The organism is Vibrio sp. S/42/10 (assembly GCF_029890535.1).
GTDB classification, from domain to species: domain Bacteria; phylum Pseudomonadota; class Gammaproteobacteria; order Enterobacterales; family Vibrionaceae; genus Vibrio; species Vibrio cyclitrophicus.
In genome coordinates this window covers 22623-43622 of the sequence record NZ_JAKMZC010000012.1, presented here as the reverse complement: position 1 = coordinate 43622, position 21000 = coordinate 22623, and the positions used below count along the sequence as shown (strand labels likewise).

Here is a 21000-nt window from a genome sequence, read left to right as displayed (position 1 = left end):
CTTTGCGCGCTTATCTACTCTGTTTTATCCCATCCCTCCTTCTGCTCAAATGGTTCAATACACAGAAAGGATCACCATCGAGCAATTTAGTTAGTCAAGTGACCTTGATTAGCTTGGTTGTATTATTAAAGAGAAAGGAAACTCAATATGAAATACAAGTTAAGCTCCGTATTTTTGTTAGTAGCAGCAGCCAGCGGTAATGCTAACGCTGGAGAATGTGGCAGCGTAACAATCGCAGATATGAACTGGAACTCTGCAACACTGATCGCCAATATCGACCAATTCATCTTAGAACATGGTTATGGTTGTGACGCTGAACTTATCCCTGGTGACACCATGCCAACTGGCACTTCTATGATTGAAAAAGGCCAACCCGATGTCGCACCAGAACTTTGGAGTAACAGCCTTAAAGACGCACTTGATAAAGGTGTGAACGAGAAACGCCTCCGCTATGCAGGAAAAGCACTAGTAAACGGTGGTGAAGAAGGCTTTTGGGTTCCAGCTTACTTAGTTAAACAGTACCCGGAGATGGCGACCATCGAAGGTGTACGTAAAAACGCAAGCATGTTTAAACACCCTGAGGACCCAGATACATCTGCATTCTACAGCTGTCCAGCTGGTTGGAACTGCCAAATTAGTGCCGGAAACTTGTTTGAAGCGCTTAAGTTAGAAGATAGCGGCTTCACTATTGTTGACCCAGGATCGAGTGCCGGTTTATCTGGGTCGATCGCAAAAGCTTACGAACGCGAAGAAGCTTGGTTTGGTTATTACTGGGCACCGACTGCCGTTCTTGGTAAATACGACATGGTGAAAGTTGACTTTGGAAGTGGCGTTGACGAACAAGAGTTCCTTAACTGTACAACTAAAGAAGACTGTGACTCACCGAAAGCTACCATGTACCCGCCTTCGCCAGTCCATACTATTACGACAGAAAGTTTTGCGTCACGCGCACCCGAAGCGTACGACTACTTTACAAAGCGTGGTTTCACTAACGACAAAATGAACTCACTTCTTGCTTGGATGGAAGATAACCAAGCAGATGGTGAAGAAGCGAGTATCCATTTCTTGAGCGAGTTCCCAGAAGTGTGGCACCCATGGGTTTCGGAAGAAGTGGCTAAGAAAGTTGAAGCTGAGCTGTAATACTACGTTTGGCAATAGCCAAACTTACTAAGTTTGATCGCCGTTATTTTTGAACATCGCTAGATTCACTGATAGCTAGGAGTCAACGATAACTGCAGTTCAACAATCATTACGCTCAATAAAATGGAAATAACGTCGCTATACTTGATGTTATTCATGATTCGGAGCCTTGTTCGCTAACACTACTTTAATTACCCCTAACTTATAAAAATGGGGTTAGCTTAACGAACAAGTGGCTCCGGACTATAAGGATATAAAAATGGCTGACAGCAATTGGTTATCAAGCTTTCCTGAGATGGAACGCTCTGATTTGCGAGCAATAAAAAAGGCGCTAGATGGCGCATACCGTGAATTTTCCCGTGAATACGGAGAAATGATCGAATCACTATTTGATCCCCTTCTTTCCTTCCTTGTTTGGTTTGAAAAACTCCTTATTTCGACCCCTTGGCTTATCGTACTTGGCGTTTGTACCGCTCTAGTTTACGCCGCGAGTCGTTCTTGGAAATTGGCTTTGGGTTGTATCTGCTCCCTGCTTCTCATCGGTTACTTTGGTATGTGGGAAGATACGATGCGGACACTCAGTATTATAACAGTATGTACTTTAGTCTCCATTTTCCTAGGGATCCCAATTGGTATCGCGATGGCTCGTTCTAATCGCGTGCAATCAATCGTGACACCACTCCTCGACATCATGCAGACCATGCCTGCGTTCGTTTACCTAATCCCAGTAGTGATGCTTTTGGGTATTGGTAAAATCCCAGGTTTAATCGCCGTTGTGATTTACGCTATCCCACCAGTAATTCGTCTTACTAACCTTGGTATACGCTTAGTAGATAAAGAAGTGTTAGAAGCCGCGACAGCATTCGGGGCAAGTAAGAAACAACGTTTGTGGGGTGTTCAGTTACCGCTTGCGATGCCAACGATTATGGCCGGTATCAACCAAACCATCATGATGGCACTGTCTATGGTTGTTATCGCCTCAATGATTGGCGTTAAAGGCTTAGGGCAACCGGTTCTTAAATCAATCACTAACCAATATTTCACTTTAGGCCTAATGAATGGTTTCGCGATTGTGGCTTTGGCTATCTTATTTGACCGAGCTTCACAAGCTTATGCACGTAGAACCAACGCACACCTAGGAGGATTCAAACATGACTAAACCATTGATTGAAATTAGTGGTCTATACAAAGTGTTTGGACCAAAACCAATGTCAGTGATGAACCGAGTTACCAACGGCGAGCACAAAGATGCCATATTGGCAGACACTGGTCACACTGTTGGTTTAAAAGAGATTAACCTAGAAATTAACCGTGGCGAGATATTCGTTATCATGGGGCTTTCTGGTTCTGGTAAATCGACACTAATTCGTCACTTCAACCGCCTAATTGACCCGACTCAAGGTAAGATCACCGTCGAAGGTATTGATGTCATGAACCTTAATACCAAAGAACTAGAAGAGTTTCGACGCCATAAAATGTCGATGGTTTTTCAACGTTTTGGTTTAATGCCCCATCGAACGGTCATTGAAAACGTTGCGTACGGTCTCGAAGTTCAAGGGATCAAGAAACAGCAGCGGCTAGCAAAGGCGACTGAGTGGCTTGAAACCGTTGGGCTTAAGGGTTATGAGCAACAATACCCTGCTCAACTCTCTGGCGGTCAACAACAACGTGTCGGCTTATCGCGTGCTTTATGTACTGACGCTGAAATTCTACTGATGGATGAAGCCTTCTCGGCGCTCGATCCGTTGATTCGAAGCGAAATGCAAGATCAACTGATCGAGCTACAAGAGAAACTTCATAAAACGATTATCTTCATCACCCACGATCTCGACGAGGCACTACGTTTAGGTGACCGAATTGCAATTTTGAAAGATGGTGAGTTGGTCCAACAAGGTACGCCTCACGAAATTCTGCTTAACCCTGCGGATGATTATGTTGAAGCATTTGTAAAAGACGTGAACCGCGCGCGTGCATTAACGGTTGAGACGGTGATGCAGCCTCCTCTTTACCGCATCACTTCAGAAACGATTGAAGGTGCGCTTGCTCAAATGAAGATGCTGAAAAACGATTACGCTTACCACGTAACAGATGAGGGCTATCAAGGCTTAGTCACTCAAGAAAGCCTGCAAGACGCCGTGGAAGATGTGTCAGTACACGACTTCAGTGAAGAGATATATGAGGAAGTACCAGCGGTACTTCCTGATGCTGTTATCGAAGAAATATTGCCTGATACAATGTCATGTGATTACTCCCTACCTGTTGTTGATGAAGATGGTAATCTTAAAGGCGAACTAGAACGAAGTGCTGTTGCTGAAATATTCACTGAGAATAGCGAGGAAGAAGTAGAGCCAGCCCCAAAGCCGAAACCAAAGATTGATATCGATAAGGCTTCTTAGCTTAATTTGTTCGCTCTTAAGCTTTTAAGCTTCGGAGTTTATCGTTAGTTGGCACTTAACTAACTGCAATAGCCTAGGCCACTGTATGAATAAATGCAGTGGCCTTTTTCTTTTCTTAGCTTTCAGCGTGCGTCTCTTTGCTTGTCATTCTGACTCAATCTAATGCAAATTCGTTTACTAATCATCTAAGTTCATATTTCTTGAGTAAATATTAGAAAAATCAGAGTATTACTTCTATAACTTTACTAGATACACACTCCATATTAACTGATTCATGCCATGGTTTTTAAGCCAAGCAGTTGAAATTATTCTAGAAAATGACTAAAACTTAATAATACTCATGGATATTAGCCTCAAGCTAACGCATTTCCTCAACACACAATGAAAGGATTTAGTGTGAATAATTCGACTTTAGCTTCAGAGACATCTGCTGGTTTGAATGAACAAGCGAATGCACAACTGGCCGATACAGAGCTTGTAGATGAAAGTATCTTAGAACAAATGATTCGTGATACGAGTGCAGAGATTATTCCAATTTTAATCGATCATTACGTAGAAGAATCACAAATCCGTTTGGCCGCAGTAAGACAAGCAGCCAAAAATAACAATATTCAAGCTCTAGAGTTTGAAGTTCATACCGTCGGCAGCACTGCACTCGCGTTAGGTAACCGCCCTCTGTCTGTGCTCGCTCGAACGTTAGAAAAACAATGTTTAGAACAAAAGCATGATGAAGTATTTCTTAGAGTTGATGAACTGTTAGAGCTTGCAGAACGTTCGATTAAAGCCCTACTAAAAAGAAAAGACCAAGGCTTTGGTTAAACCTATTTGAATATCAATGTTGGCTAGTTGCCGCTATAACATCACTCTTGTAAAGACAAACTTAAGCATAGTCAGTGTCAGCGATCGCTAAAGCCAATTGTTTATTAGAATATTGCATGCGGTAGGTAACAATTACACTAGTTTCGTATTGATGGCCACATATCACTATGTTATTGATTGGTTAGGATAAAGTTTCAAAAGGAATTATACAATGCGCCCTAAAGTATTGTTGGTTGAAGACTCCACCTCCCTTGCCGTACTTTATAAACAGTACGTTAAAGATGAGCCATACGACATATTTCATGTCGAAACTGGCGCTGAAGCCAAAACATTTATAAAGAGACATGCACCACAGCTCGTCATCCTCGATTTAAAACTACCGGATATGCCAGGCGAAGAGGTCTTAGATTGGATCAGTGAGAACGAGGTTCCGACTGCGGTTATCATTGCAACAGCGCACGGCTCTGTGAATATCGCCGTTGACCTCATTCAACGAGGTGCAGAAGATTTCTTGGAAAAACCCATTCAAGCAGATCGCTTAAAAACATCGGTTAATCTTCACTTGCGCAGAGCGAAGCTCGAAAACTTGGTCGACGATATTCAAACCAAATTCGATCGTGACCGATTCCATAATTTCATAGGCTCTTGCCTACCGATGCAAGCCGTTTACAAAATCATTGACTCAGTTGCGCCAACTACAGCCAGTGTTTTTATCAATGGTGAGAGTGGTACAGGTAAAGAAGTCTGTGCGGAAGCGATACACCAAGAAAGTCAACGTAGCGATAAACCGTTCGTTGCGATTAACTGTGGCGCTATACCTCGAGACCTAATGGAAAGTGAAATCTTCGGTCATATCAAAGGTGCTTTTACTGGTGCGACAACCGATCGAAAAGGTTCAGCCATGCAAGCTCATGGCGGCACCTTATTTCTCGATGAGCTTTGTGAAATGGAACTGGAGATGCAGAAAAAACTCCTCAGGTTCTTACAAACAGGTACTTTCACACCACTCGGTGGTAACCGCGAGATTAAAGTCGACGTTCGAATCATCTGCGCAACCAACCGCGATCCACTGGTTGAAGTGGAAGAAGGCCGGTTCCGTGAAGATCTATACTACCGTGTGCACGTTGTGCCTATCGAGATGCCACCACTAAGAGAACGCGGGAGTGACATTGTCACCTTGGCGAACCACTTCTTGAAGCTATATGCCAAGCAAGATAAGAAAAAATTCAGATCGATAGACAAAGAGACGCAAGCGTTGTTGAAGCGTTATCCTTGGCCAGGCAATGTTCGTCAATTGCAGAATGTCATTAGAAATATCGTGGTGTTGAACAATGAAACCAGTGTGACTAAAGATATAGTGCCGCCACCAATTAATAAAACGGACATCAGAACGTCCAAAAGTGTCAATCCGATACGAAATATGTCGCCAGTAGCAGTCCCCCAACATTCAGCGACCCCTGAAACCAAGTTACCACCCTTGACACCAGAGGAACTCGAACTCAACTCTGCAACTCAACATCATCAAATACCAGCGCAACAGGCACCAATGACACCGCCATTAATGACCACCGACGGTGCAATTCGTCCGATGTGGCAAATTGAACGCGAAGCCATTCAACACGCGATTAATCATTGTGATGGTAATGTACTAAATGCAGCAGTATTGCTAGAGCTAAGCCCTTCTACTGTTTATCGTAAGAAACAGGCTTGGGAATCGGAAGATGAGTACAATCAAGCCTAGTCATACGGTCCTAACACACCTTACATCGGATCAAGAACAATTGGCTCTTGATCCAAATAAAATTAAGTCAAACGAGATTTGGTTGTTGATCGACAGCCAAACCTTTGGAGGAATCGAAACTCATGTTATTGAATTAGCCCTCGGTTTAATTGAGCACCAAAAACAAGTAAGAGTCGTCCTTCTCACCAAGTTCACCCAAGAACCTCCAATCATTCAACGCTTAACTCAATTACAAATCCCCTTTTGTAACCTTTGCGATCTTGCACCGAATGGTTCGAATGTGTTGTCGCAGATCAGACAAGCTGTTGACCAACATAGACCATGTCTCATTCATGCTCACGGCTATAAAGCGAGTATCATGAGTAAGGTGACAAAGTTATCCTTGGTCAAGCCCAACAAGTTGTATCAGGTATCCACTTACCATGCCGGTGAAACGCCAACAGGAAAAGTGTGGTTGTACGATTTTTTAGATCGATACAGTGGTTTTATCTCAAATCACTCTTTAGTAGTGAGCGACAAAATAAAGGATAAGATCCCCTCTCAAACGACACTGCTCAATAATTTCATTTCAATTCCAGAAAGCCCATCGTCCCTTTTTGCTTCTGGTTTCGTTAAAGATGTTAAAGAAGATACGACAACTATCTATGATATAGGTTTTGTTGGGCGTTTGAGTCACGAAAAAGCAGCCGATAGGTTCGTGACGCTGGCCAACTCACACCCAAGTCATCGATTTCATATTTTCGGAGATGGCCCAGAAAGGCAAATATTAGAGAACAACCCGCCTACCAATCTTACTTTCCATGGACACCAATCATGTATGGATTATGCTTGGCAAATCATCGATGTGTTGGTGATACCTTCTCGATATGAAGGATTACCGATGGCGGCACTCGAAGCAATGGTACGTGGTATTCCAGTAATCGCGGCTGCGGTTGGTAATTTACCACAATTGATTGAACATCAAACCAGTGGTTACATTGCCAAAAATGAAACTGAACTCAACACTTGCTTAAAAAATTGGTTGCGACTTTCACTTAAAGGAAAAACAGCGATGAGTCATAAAGCAAGAAACACGATCGTCGAAAGGTACTCTCCACAAGCGGTTATTCCCCAAATATTGGATTGCTATGATTGCTAATTTTCATCGAATCAACGCTTTTCGTTGATAGATTCTGTCTAGTTAACCAATTCGATCTCTGTAACGCTTCTATTCAATCTGATTCTCAATTTGAAATAACCTCAAAACCCATCGAAACCTGCCAGGTAAATAATCATTAAATTCAATGATTTAATTACAATTCACATGTGGCACTCACCTTGCTATCTATTAATACGCGCAAAATTTTTCTATTGAGTTTAGAAGCCGATATTTCGTAAATTTTAATCATGATAGTTTTCAGAAAGTTCGACTACCTGAATCCGTTGATGTGCAAGCCGCAAGGAGATGCGATGAACTACCAAGCCAACAGAACACCACTCATTATTGGGCTTTCAACCATGAGTCTAATAATTGGTGCTGCTTGGTATTTAGTTCCTCATCCTGCGGTGGTTATCGTGCTTGCCTTTATACCGCTGGGCGCTTTATTCGTTATCAATAAAGCGTTTTGGTTTGTGCTTTTGTTCGTCGTATTTTCATTCTTCAGAATTCATGAGGCACTACCTCAACTTTACCCATTAAAGATACCTCTACTGTTATCTTTGGGAGCATTATCGGCACTGCTATGGCATTCGTTAATCAGTAGAGAGCTTAAGATATTCTGGCACCATTCACTGAGCTGGCTGGCCATCTTTTGGTTGCTGACCATTGTTGGCCTTGTGTTCGCATCTAGCCGTTCAATCGCATTTGCAGAATTTAAAAGCATTTATTGGAAGATCATCGTCATGACGCTCGCCATTACTTGGTTGGTTAATACGACGGAAAACCTCGCAAAGACAGCGATGACTATTATCTATGCAGGGGCTTTGGTGAGTATCATCGCTGTTTATAATTCAGTAAACGGTATTGGTATTGTCGAAGGTTCTAGGGTGACTATTGGACGAGATTTAGGCTCGATGCTCGGTGACCCGAACGATCTCGCCTTGGTGTTGCTTTTCCCGCTCGCATTCGCCATTAGCCAAACCATTACACCCGGTATTTCCAATTTCAAGCGGATAATTAGTGCATTAGTTTGTGTCTTATTGTTAGTTGCGATTATCGCTACTCAAAGCCGAGGTGGGTTACTTGGCTCGATTGCGGTTGTTGGTATCTTTGCTCTGAAACTCATTCGTTCAAAAGTGCTATTAATATCATTGGGGGCGGTCGGCGCGATAGTACTCTATTTTGTCGCAGGTATAGGCGATAGATCATCTGGAGGGGCAGCGGAACAAGGTATTGATGAATCTGCCATGGGGAGAATTTACGCTTGGGAAGCGGCCTTTAAAATGGCGGTAGAAAATCCATTGACAGGTGTTGGCTTAAATAACTTCTACTCAAACTACTTCTTCTATAGCTCCTATTGGGACGGCTTGAATCACGCAGTTCACAGCACATGGTTTGGCGTTCTGGCAGAAACAGGCTTTATTGGCTTAGTCATTTTTGTCACTTTGATTATCTCGTTAATCAGAACCTCAAGAGCCACACTAGCACGGTTATCTCAAGCCGGTACGTCTGTCGTACCCGAACTTAATGCCGTCGCTTATGCCGTGTATGCCGGTTTAGTCGGTACCATAGTATCTGGCACCTTCCTCACACAAGGCTTCAACTGGCCAATTTACATTCTAGCTGCACTCACAGTTTGCGTATCAAACGTGTCTCATACTGCTTGTCAAAATGAGACAACCTAAAAGAAAAACTCTAACTAACTGAAATAAATAAATAAATTTAGTGGCACGTAATGTGAAAGTACATCTATATAACAACATAGAAGGAACTTCATTATGACGTCAGCATCCATACATCAATTCAAACATTGGCTTAAATTTCATCCTAATTCTCGAATTAGAAATGTATTTTTCATTTTGAAAGACCTAAGAAGCGCCGAGCTACCTACCCCACAAATACTTAATCGCTGCCTATACCAAGCACACAAGTTGGTTGCAAATATGGTTTCTGGCTTTACCCGATTCTTCTACTGGACGCCCACATTCAAAGGCAGAATCGCTCAATGTGGAAAGCATTTGTATCTATACGGTGGCTTGCCATTTGTGAGCGGTCCACTACAGATTTCAATTGGCGATAACTGTCGTATCTCTGGCCACAGTACATTTTCAGGCTGTACTCAGCCATTAGAGTGCTTAGAGCACCCTCTTCTTTCCATTGGTAGTAATGTCGATATTGGTTGGCAGTCAACGATTGCCGTGGGAGGTAAAGTCATCATTTCAGACAATGTTCGCATCGCTGGCGGTGCATTCTTGTTTGGGTACTCTGGCCACCCGCTTGATGCAAAACGTCGAGCTGCAGGTGAAGGTGACGACCCTCAACAAATCGGCGACATTGTTCTTGAGCAAGACGTGTGGTTAGGCACTAACGTCACTATAAAAGGTGGCGTGACCATTGGCGAAGGCGCTGTTGTTGCAGCTGGTAGTGTGGTTACGAAAAACATCCCTTCGTTTTCAATCGCCGCAGGTAATCCTGCTCGAGTCGTTGGTCAAATTAAGTCCGAAGAAGTGAAGAAATCTGATGCATTTGATTCATTTGAAACTCGTGGAGGTGATCATGCGTGATTTAATCGTATTCGGTGAAGACTTTGGCGGTCTTCCGTCATCGACTCAACATCTTGTTCGTCATCTTGCTAAAACACACAAAGTGCTTTGGGTAAATTCAATTGGTTTGAGACAGCCTAAACTTTCAGTAAAAGATGTCTCTCGTGCGTTCAACAAACTATTGGGTAAGACAAACGCAGTAACACAGAATATGCTCGACTCAAATGGGCAAAGCAACATTACAGTCGTCAATTTAAAGACGATACCGGCACCAGCGTCTAAATTATCGAGAAAGCTGGCGCAACGAATGATGTTGAAACAACTTAAGCCGATTATTGCAGAGCTCAACCTTTACGCTCCAATTCTTTGGACATCACTTCCCACGGCTGTTGACCTATGTGGTCACCTTGGCGAATCTGCAGTGGTTTATTATTGTGGAGACGATTTCAGCGCCTTAGCCGGTGTTGACCATCAAACCATTACTGAGCATGAATATGAACTCATCGAAAAGTCAGATCTAATCTTTGCAGCAAGCAAGAAGCTCATGACTAAATTTCCTGAAGATAAATCTCAACTATTGCCACACGGAGTCGATGTTGGTCTCTTCTCAACACCAACAGTTAGAGCGGACGATTTGCCGAGTAATCATCGACCAATCGCGGGCTTTTATGGCAGCTTATCTAAGTGGTTAGATTATGAAATGATTGGACATGTTGCTAGCGCAATGCCGGAATGGGATTTCGTCTTTATTGGCCCAAACGAATTAGATAACTTAGCGCTGCCGACACTTAATAACGTGCATTACCTTGGACCACGACCACATCATACGTTACCAAGTTATTCCCAGCACTGGGATGTGAGTCTGCTGCCTTTCGTTGATAACGAACAAATTCGCGCATGTAGTCCATTAAAACTCATGGAATACCTAGCAGCAGGAACGCCTATTGTTACAACGCCATTCCCTGCTCTCTTGCCTTATCAAGAACACGTTACAACCGTTAACAACGCACAACAAATGATAAAGGCACTCGATAGAGCTCGCCAACTTTCAAATTCACCGATATCAATCGTTGAAAAAGACAGCTGGCAGAACCGTGGTAACTTCGTACATTGGATGTTGGAGCTATTATGAATAATCTTAAATTGCGACTATTAGTTCTTTTGAACGCGGCGTGGCGTCAGCGTTACGTAATTATGGTACCGATTCTTATCCTTCCTTTCGTTGGTTTCGGCGTGAGTAAGCTAGCGCCGACAAAATATGATGCTCATACCAGTATGTTGATTCAAGAAACGGCGAAGATGAACCCTTTTTTAGAGGACATTGCCGTTTCAACTATGCTTAAAGATCGCATCAGTGCACTTAGAACACTGCTTCATAGCCGTCATGTCCTCTATTCGGTAGCAGAAGAGCTTGAACTGATTACTCCAAAGATGTCGAGTTTGGACCGTGAGGAAATTATATCTGATTTGTCTAAACGTTTATCCGTGACTCAGCTAGGCAAAGATTTTCTCAAAATCAGCCTAAGCTCAAACACATCGATTGGTATGGAAGCGACCCTTCAGTCTGTCAGCGAACACTTTATTGAGCAGTTGTTAGCCCCGGAACGTTCATCCATTCAAGATTCTAGTGACTTTTTGAAAATTCATATTGATGAACGCAGTGCCGAACTCGCTGATGCAGAAGAAGCATTAGCGCTCTATGTAAATGAAAACGTACACTCAACACCAGAAGTGCAAAGTCAGAGCTTGAATCGTTTAGCTTCACTCAAACAAACACTTGCAGAAAAAGAAGCGGAATTATCTGGTGTTAAAAAAAGTTTAGGTTCGATTGATCAACAATTATCAAAAACCAACCCCGTGATTGGGCGCTTAGAAGATCAGATTATTGATATTCGTAGTGAACTCACTTTGCTACAAGCCAAATACACCGACAGACACAGTGCCGTGCAAGCAAAAGTTCGTGAATTAGATCGCCTTGAGAACGAAAGAAAAATGCTACTCGATCTAAAACAACCGAGTATGAACAGTGATCAGTTATGGGACATTGCCAGTAGCACCACATTGAACAAGTTATCAGATACTCAACCACTTCTTGTGACCCAATTACACAGCTTGCAATTAGTTCGAGCTCAATTTGAATCATTAACCGAAGAGACCAAGAGCCTGAAAACAATGATCTTTGAGTTAGAAAACAAGGCTAACAATTTCGGTGAAAACGCCAAAGAGATGTATCGACTTCAACGTGATGTGAATATCAAACGTCAACTGTACGATGAGTTGACGGAACGTTATGAAATGGCTCAGCTAACCGGGTCGTTAGGTGTATTCGAACAGAACAAACGAGTTAAAATCATCGATTTACCGTTCACTCCGAGCGTAAAGTCAAACATGCCAACCTTCGTGTTTGTCCTAGCAGGACTAGTAGCTGGAATTGGTTTAGGTATAGGTTTGGCAGTGTTATTCGAATTGTTCGACTCTTCCATTAAACGTAAGGAAGAAATCGAAGACATTTTAGGTGTGCCAGTGATCACTGTTATTCCGAGAATGAGCTAGTTCAAAAACCAGCTACGCCGATTTAAATTTGAACCAAGACACCAGCTCAGTGCTGGTGTTTCTCTTTCTAAACGTATTCACTCTTCGACTATTATTTATTCCTGATCTTTGAGCATCTGCCAGTTTAAGCATGTACTTTACCTTCGCTTTCACTCACTCATTCCATCATTGTGTTTTGATTCCTATATTGAGAATGACAAAGCAACAACATAAGAAAAAACATAAGGCCATGATAAATAACAATTAATAAGTTGGCATAACTCGTGCAATTGTCTAATGAGAAAATAACATCGAACAAACTTAGACCATTTTATTGCAGGGAGAAAATTATGGGAAACCAACTCGCTAAACATGGAAAGAAGGTAATACATGTTGTTCAGCACCTTGCACCCGGAGGTCTAGAGACACTTACCTTAGATTTGCTTCGCTTTGCTAAACCGTATGACCAGGTGCTGATTGTAAGCTTAGAGGGAACAAAGCAAGAATCTATCGATAATTGGCCGAAACTAGAGTCTTACCACAACCAAATCGTATTTCTAGACAAAGAGCCAGGCGTTCAATTCAATGTCATTCTCAAGCTAATTAAAGCGTTCAAAGCTATCCGCCCAGACGTGGTTCACACTCATCACATTGGCCCATTGCTGTACGCCGGCTATGCTGCACGCATAACGGGAGTGCCAACACGAATTCACACCGAGCACGACGCATGGCACCTAAACAACACTAAACGTCGTCGCCTGCAAGCTCTTGCATTGAAAGCCGCTCAGCCCACTCTCGTTGCTGATGCTACTCGTGTTTACAAACAACTTTGCCGCGCCTTCTCTTACAAAAACATCATTACTATTAAAAATGGCGTCGATTGTGACAAATTTAGACCGCAGCCAATAACAGAGGCCAGAGCGAAACTCAATCTGCCACTCGACAAACATATTATTGGTTGCGCAGGTCGACTAGAACAAGTTAAGGGCCAAGACCAACTCATCAAAGCGCTTGCCCTACTACCAGCCAATACCATAGTGGCATTTGCTGGAGTCGGTTCTAAGCGTGAACAATTGGCAGCATTAACCAACAAACTGCAATTAAATGAGCGCGTAATATTTCTTGGTTTAGTTGAAGACATGGCAACCTTCTATGGTGCATTAAACGTATTCTGCCTTCCATCCCGATATGAAGGTTTACCGCTTTCAACGCTTGAAGCTCAAGCCTGCAACATCCCGACGGTCGCAATGAACGTTGGAGCGGTTGATGAAACTTTATGCCCAGTGAGTGGCACACTTGTTAAAAGTGGCAGCATTACTGGGCTCGCCAACGCATTGTTAGAAAACCAAAATGAATGCTTTTTATCCCCACGGAGTTACGTACTTGAACATTTCGACATTGTAAAAATGGTCTCCTCTTACAACGACATTTCTGAAGGAGCCTTCGCATGAACGATTGGATACTCGCTGGCTTATTTTTGTTTTCTAGCGCTTTGATTGTTTATCACCACGCAGCATATCCAATACTGTTACGTTGGTATGCACGACACCATCCAGCTCGTACTGTAAGCGAAAACTCTCGTTGCTATAAAGATGTAGAGCAAGACTGCACACTTCCAACTATCACTATCCTTGTGCCTGCATTTAATGAAGAACAATGGATAGCAGACAAGATTCGTAACCTATCCGCTCTTGATTACCCTAAAAAGAAATTGCAAGTGATTATTGCCTGCGACGGATGTACTGACAACACGGTCGAAATCGCGCAGATGACCATTCAAGAAGCGATGTGCAGCGATATTTACTTTGAAATACATGACCATGTACAAAACAGAGGAAAAGTTTCTGTTATCAACGAAGAAGTGACGAGCATAACAAGTGACATCACAGCATTGAGTGACGTTTCAGCGTTGATATCATTGGATGCACTGTTAATCGCAAGTGCGCATTTTGAAAGTGACAAGGTTGGTGTTGTTAATGCGACTTATCAACTATGCCCTACTGGGAACGAAGGTGAAAACACTTACTGGAAGTATCAAACCGTTGTTAAAGAGTGCGAAGCGGCGATGGGCTCTAGTTTAGGTTCTCACGGTGCTTTCTATTTAATTAGAACGAGCTTGTTTGAGCCACTGCCTCTAAATACCATCAATGATGACTTCATTTTACCTATGCAAATCGTAAAACAAGGCTTCATCGCGGTATACGAAGCACAGATGGTGGCATTAGAGCTTGAAGCATCCAACTTGAGAACTGACTTTAAACGTCGATTAAGGATTTCTGCAGGCAATATGCAGCAAGCAATTCGATTAGTTGGCCTATTCAACCCCAAATTTAAAGGTATCGCGTTTGCGTTCTTCTCCGGAAAAGGATTAAGACTGTTAACACCCTATTTAATGATTGTTTGCTTAGTGTGCTCAGTTCTTCTTAGAGATTATTTAGTATTCGAAGTCATGCTTTGGGCGCAAATTGCTGTTTATAGCATCGGTGTACTGGGTTACATCATGCCTAAGAATCTCACTAATAAACCGATTTCTTTAATTTCATATTTAATCGTTGGTCATTATGCCAACTTCATTGGTGGCATACGTTACCTACTAGGACTCGAAAACGCCGCTTGGACTCGAGCTAATCGTTAAGGACTGACCATGATGAACATTGACCAACTATCTAACCAAAACTTATACCAAAATAAAATTGCTCGCGCGAAACGTACTTTTGATTTTGTAAGCTCTTTATTCGCGTTAGTTATCTTATCTCCGGTGTTCCCATTTATAGCACTGGCTATTGTGCTAACCTCACGCGGGCCGATCTTCTATCGTCAATTGCGCGTTGGTAAATCAACACCTGAGAAGATGGAAATATTTGAAATCATGAAGTTTCGCAGCATGTACGAAGATGCAGAAACACGTTCTGGTGCGGTTTGGGCGACTCAGAACGATCCTCGCATCACCCCTGTTGGGCGGTTTCTGAGAAAGACGCGTCTTGATGAACTTCCACAACTATTTAATGTATTAAAAGGTGAGATGTCGCTGATCGGCCCTCGCCCTGAGCGTCCAACCTTTTACAACAAATTGGAAAATGAAATTCCATACTTCGCTGACCGCACATACGGCGTAATGCCTGGTATCACGGGGCTAGCTCAAGTTAATCAAGGTTATGACACGTGCATAGATGATGTTCGTCGTAAAGTCGGTTTTGATCACAGTTACGCTCTGAGTCTATGCTCTGTTAAATCTTGGATTGCAGCAGATCTAAGCATCATTACTAAAACAATTGTTGTTATGTTGGACGGACGCGGTCGCTAAACTTTGGATTTTGTTGCTTACCATTGCTAGATTCTAATTTAACTAAAACCGATGAGTTCATCATTGCTCATCGGTTTTTTCGATTTTATATACCATTTGATATACGATACCAACCAATTATCCCAAGTCAGCATTCGAACACGTCCATCATTATGAAAATCGAAGACCTTAAACTATTCACGACCGTTGTTGAACTTGGTAGCTTTACCGCTGCAGCTAACGCATTAGATCTACCACGTGCGAATGTCAGTCGACGGATCAACGATTTAGAGAAAACACTCAATATCCAATTGTTCTTTCGTACCACTCGAAGTTTATCGGTCACTAAGTCAGGTGAGCTTTATTATAACGAGTTACTGAAAGCATTAAGTGCACTTGAAAAAGCCAACCACATGGCATCTAACCTTTTAGAAGTTCCACACGGTCGTGTGAAAATTGGTTTGCTTCCAGAGACAGGCGATATCGTTCAATCTACGCTCTTTAAATTCCAAGATTTATACCCTGAGGTTGAACTCGATATAAGAAGTATCAGTAACGGCTTTCTTGACATGTACCGCCAAGGACTAGATCTCGCCATGCATGGTGGCCGCTTAAGTGACTCCAACGTGGTGGCGCGTAAGGTGATGGATTTACAACGTATTTTTGTTGCTAGTCCAGAATACATTGAGAAATATGGCAAACCCTCAACGATTGAAGAACTCTCTCGTTTTCCGTGTGTTTGTTTTCGCTGGCCAAGCGGCGATATAGACAAAGAATGGGAGATATCAGGCCAAGTAGTTAAGGTCGAACCTTCTATCGTCAGCGACAGTATCGGTTTCGTAAAAGGCGCATCAACACGTCATCGAGGTATCGCTCTATTACCAGAACTCATGGTGAGGCAAGAGCTCAAAGACGGTTCACTGATTAACCTTTTCCCGACCGATACTATGCGAAAAGATGAGGCTTGGTTGTTGTATCCACAACGCAAGGCATTGAGTCATGCTAGCCAATTATTGATTGATTTCTTGTTACAAGAACTGCCAAATCTTTAGTTATTGTCATGATTAGCATGACAGTGTTATACCGTTAACACTGATTATCTCTGACTTACATCTAGATACAATTGCTCTATCAATATTTAGGAGCAATTCATGATGCCAATCTATCGCTATTCCCTACTTGCAGCGACTCTTCTGTCTCTTATCGGTTGTAACCAATCCGTTGTAACCACACCATCTGGCATGGGTCAGAAGAAAAAACAAGATCGCCCGATTCAAGTCGTTCAGCTAGAACCACTAGCGAATCAAACTCACAAATCGTTTACAGGTAAACTGCAATCTTCTGAAACCGCAGGCGTGGCATTTCGTGTTCCCGGCACCATCCAAAAGATCCTAGTGTCGACCGGTGATACCGTAGTTAAAGGTCAACCTTTAGCAGAACTTGACCCGCACGACTACCAAGTTGCGTTAGAGGAGTTACAAGCTCGCGCATTAGAGGCGAAATCAGCACACAAACTTGCCAAGGCAGAACTCGCACGTGTAAAACAAGCGATTGATGACAACGCCATTGCTAACGTTAACCTAGACAGAGCAATTAGTGGTTACGAGCGTAGCGAAGCAGCCGTTAAAGTCGTTGAGCAAAACATTCGCCGTACCAAAGACGCCATTCGTTATACTCAACTGCTCGCGCCTTTCGATGGAATCGTTGCTTCTTCCAACTTCGATCAGTACGAGCAAGTTCTACCGGGCATCTCTGTGTTTACGATTCACAACCCGGACCAACTTGAAGTTAAAATTGATGTCCCTGAAAATCTCATTCATAAATTCAGCTCAGATCAACAATCGCGAATCAGTTGGTATGGGTCAAAACATCAACTAACGGCTTACGCCAGTGAGATCTCGACTCAGCCACATCCAATCAAGCAAACCTACTCAGTGACTTACCGTTTAGCGTTACTCACTGATGAACAAGTATCTGGACAACTCTTACCGGGCAAAGCAGTAACCTTGTCGACTCAGCTAGGTGCAATCTCTAACAACTTCTGTCTACCTTATTCAGCCATCGTGAATCAATCGGGTATCGAGCAAGTGTTCACGATCGAAAACGAACAAGCACAAGGTGTAATGGTTAATGTTGTATCGCTTAACAAAGACTCAGCATGTGTTGAATCGACATTGAAAGATGGCGACTACGTGATCGTTAGCGGCTCTCAGTACGTGATCGAAGGTCAGCATTTCTCAAATATCCAAGTCAAGAGCCTGTAGGTAGACCATGATGAATCTAGCTGAATTTGCGATCAAACAACGCACCTTCATCCTGTTTTTCACTGCATTGAGTGTGATCGCAGGCCTATTCTCTTATTTCGATTTAGGCAAGCTTGAAGATCCAAGCTTCACCATCAAAACCGCTGTGGTCGTCACTCTATACCCTGGCGCTTCAGCTGAAGAAGTTGAACAACAAGTCACTGACACCGTCGAAACTAAGCTTCAAGAAATGGCGACATTAAACCGACTTCGTTCGCTGTCTCGCCCTGGTATGTCGATGGTATTTGTAGACTTGAAGGAGTCACTACAATCAGACCAATTACCACAAGAGTGGGATCTATTGCGTCGTAAAGTGTCTGATATGAAGATACTTCTGCCCAGTACCGCCCAAATCAGCGTTGTACAAGACGAATTCTCTGAAGTGTATGGCATGCTTTTCTCAATACACAGTGAAGATGCATCACCTGTCGAATTGCGCCGTTACGCAGAAGAATTACAACGACGCATCAAAACCGTTGATGGCATTAAAAAAGTCGAGCTACACGGCGTTCAACCTCGCGTCGTGCATATTGATATCCCAGACGAACGGCTGGCTCAATACGGTCTATCGATGGCACAAGTTTGGAGTCAACTGAACACGCAAAACGCAACATTTGAAGCGGGTAAGTTTTCCGCGGGTAGCGAAAGAATCCGGGTTCAACAATCCAGTGAGTTTTCGTCTCTGGAAGACATCAAAAACTTAATGCTTAAAGGCGGTGTAAGTGAATTTGGCACAGGCCTAATTCGCCTGGGTGATATTGCTGAAGTCACCATGGGTTACCAAGAACCAATGATGACTGAAAATCGCTATAACGGCTCACCCGCGGTGACCTTAGCGATGAGCCCTGTTACTGGCGTTAACGTTGTTTCGTTAGGCGATGACATCAACCGTATCGTGAATGATTTCCAAGCGACTCTTCCACTCGGTGTTGATATCGCAACCGTTGCCAATCAACCAGATGAAGTGCAAAAATCGATTGATAATTTCGTCAACAACTTAGTTGAAAGTGTCGCGATTGTATTTATCGTACTTGCCGTTTTCATGGGACTAAAGAGTGCCACGATCGTTGGTACTAGCTTGATCCTGACTATCCTACTGACCCTAATCTACATGAACTTAACTTCTATTGATTTGCATAGGGTTTCGTTAGGCACGTTCATCTTGGCGTTAGGTATGTTGGTCGATAACGCGATTGTTATAACCGATATGATGATTGTTAAAATCAACAAAGGGATTGACCGTACTAAAGCGGCAATAGATTCAGTAAAAGAAACCGCTACACCGCTGTTTGGTGCAACCGTCATCGCTATCATGGGTGCAAGCCCAGTTATCTTCTCAAAAACAGATGCCGCCGAGTTTTCTAGCTCAGTATTCCTAATCATCGCTTCATCTCTGTTGTTATCTTGGTTTGTCGCGATGACCTTCACTGCACTGATGTGTTGGATCTTCATCAAGCCAACGAAGCAAAAAGAAAATACTAAAATCAGCTTATACCGTAAGAGTGTTAATTGGACCGTAGATAACCCGCTAAAAGCATTGAGCGCTCTGGTTCCATTGATATTAGTAACGGCGCTCGCAATTCCAAGTATTGCTGTTAACTTTATTCCACAAGCCGACCGACCTATCCTGTTTTTGGATTATTGGCTACCGAATGGCGCAAAGGTGGAGCAAACATCGGAAGACATGAAGCGTATCGAAGCTTGGTTATTAGAACAACCGGAAGTGACCAGCATTTCAACCTATGTCGGTGCCGGTGCCCCACGTTTCTCCGTAACCATTGAACCAGAACCGTTTGACCCTGCGTACGGCCAAATTTTAATCAACGCGACTGACTTCCCTTCATTGAGTCCATTAATTGCTCGTGGTGACAAATGGTTAACTGAGGAATTTCCAAACGCCGACCCACGCTTTAGAAGCTTAAAACTCGCAACCTCAGATAAATTCAGCGTTGAAGCTCGTTTCTCAGGCCCTGATGTTAACGTTCTACACAACCTATCTGAACAAGCTCAAGCGATTCTAGCGGAGCACCCCGATACCAAGTACGTTCGTGATGACTGGCGCCAGAAAAGTAAAGTGGTTGAACCTATCATCAACCAAGACAAAATTCGCCTAGCGGGTATTAATAGAGCAGATATCGCCTTTGCAATGAAGCGTGCGTCTGAAGGCATGCCTCTTGGCCGCATGAACCTAAACGATGAGTTGGTGACGATCCAACTACGTGGAACTGAAAGCTCAATTGAATCACTAGAAACACTGCCTGTGCGTTCACTACTTGGTGTGCACAGCGTGCCTCTAGGTCAAGTTATTGATGGGTTCGAACTCACCAGTGAAGAAACTATGATTTGGCGTCGTGACCGTGTGAAAACTATCACAGCACAAGCAGGTGTGGGTCGTTACACCACGCCAGCGGCTGTCAGAAACTCCATCAAAGATCAAATCGAAGCGATTCACCTACCTCATGGTTACAGCCTTGAATGGGGTGGCGAATATTATGACGAACACAAAGCCGTAAGCGATATTCTCAAGCAACTTCCAAAAGCAGTCTTGTTAATGGTGATTATCTTGGTCGCGATGTTCAATGGTTTCAAACAGCCCGTTATCATATTCACTACCTTGCCATTAGCTGCAACTGGCGCAACGTTCAGCTTATTGCTGTTAGATAAACCGTTCGGATTTATGGCATTGATTGGTGCAGTAACACTCACGGGGATGATCATCAAAAACGGCATCGTGTTGATGGATCAAATTGAGCTTGAGCGTACCAATGGTCGTTCATTATCAGACGCGATTAAAGAAGCTACCGTAAACCGAACCATGGCAATTTCAATGGGGGCGTTAACCACTGCTCTTGGCATGATTCCACTGTTAACCGACCTGCTATTTGATCAAATGGCCGCAACCATTATCGGTGGTCTTGCCGCTGCAACCGTATTGTCACTATTCGTAATGCCTGCGTTATATAAGCTCTTCTATCGTTCAGAAGAGAGTGCGACTACGGTCAACGAAGCCATTCAAGATGCAATTGTCACCCTTGAAGCAACACCCAATTGTACAGTCAGTGGAACTCCAAATGATAACCAACCAAACATTAACAAATAAGGAGC

The 21000-nt window shown here is 43.2% G+C and carries 16 protein-coding genes; all 16 read left to right on the top strand.

Annotated features, from left to right (window positions below; translation table 11 throughout):
- The first annotated feature begins 147 nt into the window (after positions 1-147).
- The 16 genes from L8S15_RS14020 (at position 148) to L8S15_RS13945 (ending at position 20995) form a co-directional block, all read left to right on the top strand.
- Complete coding sequence (locus tag L8S15_RS14020; protein WP_010440931.1) at positions 148-1140, top strand: ABC transporter substrate-binding protein; 993 nt, start codon at positions 148-150, stop codon at positions 1138-1140.
- Positions 1141-1399: 259 nt separating this feature from the next.
- On the top strand, positions 1400-2299 hold the full coding sequence (locus L8S15_RS14015; RefSeq protein WP_102286224.1) for a proline/glycine betaine ABC transporter permease: 900 nt from the start codon (positions 1400-1402) through the stop codon (positions 2297-2299).
- The gene (locus tag L8S15_RS14010) at positions 2292-3536 is read left to right on the top strand and encodes a glycine betaine/L-proline ABC transporter ATP-binding protein (protein ID WP_010440936.1); all 1245 of its coding nucleotides are present in this window, start codon (positions 2292-2294) and stop codon (positions 3534-3536) included. The genes L8S15_RS14015 and L8S15_RS14010 overlap by 8 nt, the downstream gene beginning before the upstream one ends.
- 396 nt (positions 3537-3932) lie before the next feature.
- On the top strand, positions 3933-4355 hold the full coding sequence (locus tag L8S15_RS14005) for an Hpt domain-containing protein (RefSeq protein ID WP_016792524.1): 423 nt from the start codon (positions 3933-3935) through the stop codon (positions 4353-4355).
- Positions 4356-4566: 211 nt separating this feature from the next.
- Complete coding sequence (locus L8S15_RS14000) at positions 4567-6096, top strand: sigma-54 dependent transcriptional regulator (protein WP_102286221.1); 1530 nt, start codon at positions 4567-4569, stop codon at positions 6094-6096.
- Positions 6077-7234 (top strand): glycosyltransferase family 4 protein, encoded by a 1158-nt coding sequence (locus tag L8S15_RS13995; protein ID WP_016792522.1) that lies wholly within the window; start codon positions 6077-6079, stop codon positions 7232-7234. The genes L8S15_RS14000 and L8S15_RS13995 overlap by 20 nt, the downstream gene beginning before the upstream one ends.
- A 311-nt stretch (positions 7235-7545) precedes the next feature.
- Positions 7546-8919 (top strand): O-antigen ligase family protein, encoded by a 1374-nt coding sequence (locus L8S15_RS13990; RefSeq protein WP_280573703.1) that lies wholly within the window; start codon positions 7546-7548, stop codon positions 8917-8919.
- A gap of 93 nt (positions 8920-9012) precedes the next feature.
- On the top strand, positions 9013-9798 hold the full coding sequence (locus tag L8S15_RS13985) for an acyltransferase (protein ID WP_280573701.1): 786 nt from the start codon (positions 9013-9015) through the stop codon (positions 9796-9798).
- Complete coding sequence (locus L8S15_RS13980) at positions 9791-10909, top strand: glycosyltransferase (RefSeq protein ID WP_016797680.1); 1119 nt, start codon at positions 9791-9793, stop codon at positions 10907-10909. Before L8S15_RS13985 ends, L8S15_RS13980 begins: the two co-directional genes overlap by 8 nt.
- Complete coding sequence (locus L8S15_RS13975; RefSeq protein WP_016793293.1) at positions 10906-12330, top strand: chain-length determining protein; 1425 nt, start codon at positions 10906-10908, stop codon at positions 12328-12330. Before L8S15_RS13980 ends, L8S15_RS13975 begins: the two co-directional genes overlap by 4 nt.
- A gap of 329 nt (positions 12331-12659) precedes the next feature.
- On the top strand, positions 12660-13760 hold the full coding sequence (locus L8S15_RS13970) for a glycosyltransferase (protein ID WP_065106937.1): 1101 nt from the start codon (positions 12660-12662) through the stop codon (positions 13758-13760).
- Complete coding sequence (locus L8S15_RS13965; RefSeq protein WP_280573697.1) at positions 13757-14944, top strand: glycosyltransferase family 2 protein; 1188 nt, start codon at positions 13757-13759, stop codon at positions 14942-14944. The genes L8S15_RS13970 and L8S15_RS13965 overlap by 4 nt, the downstream gene beginning before the upstream one ends.
- Positions 14945-14953: 9 nt before the next feature.
- Positions 14954-15613: a sugar transferase gene (locus L8S15_RS13960; protein WP_065612507.1), complete on the top strand. Its 660-nt coding sequence runs from the start codon at positions 14954-14956 to the stop codon at positions 15611-15613.
- Positions 15614-15765: 152 nt separating this feature from the next.
- A complete protein-coding gene (locus L8S15_RS13955) occupies positions 15766-16644 on the top strand; it encodes a LysR family transcriptional regulator (RefSeq protein WP_010440956.1) in 879 nt (292 codons plus the stop codon).
- A 99-nt stretch (positions 16645-16743) separates the two neighbouring features.
- The gene (locus L8S15_RS13950; protein ID WP_280573687.1) at positions 16744-17856 is read left to right on the top strand and encodes an efflux RND transporter periplasmic adaptor subunit; all 1113 of its coding nucleotides are present in this window, start codon (positions 16744-16746) and stop codon (positions 17854-17856) included.
- A 10-nt stretch (positions 17857-17866) separates the two neighbouring features.
- Positions 17867-20995, top strand: a complete 3129-nt coding sequence (locus L8S15_RS13945) for an efflux RND transporter permease subunit (protein ID WP_280573804.1) — start codon at positions 17867-17869, stop codon at positions 20993-20995.
- Positions 20996-21000: the final 5 nt, after the last annotated feature.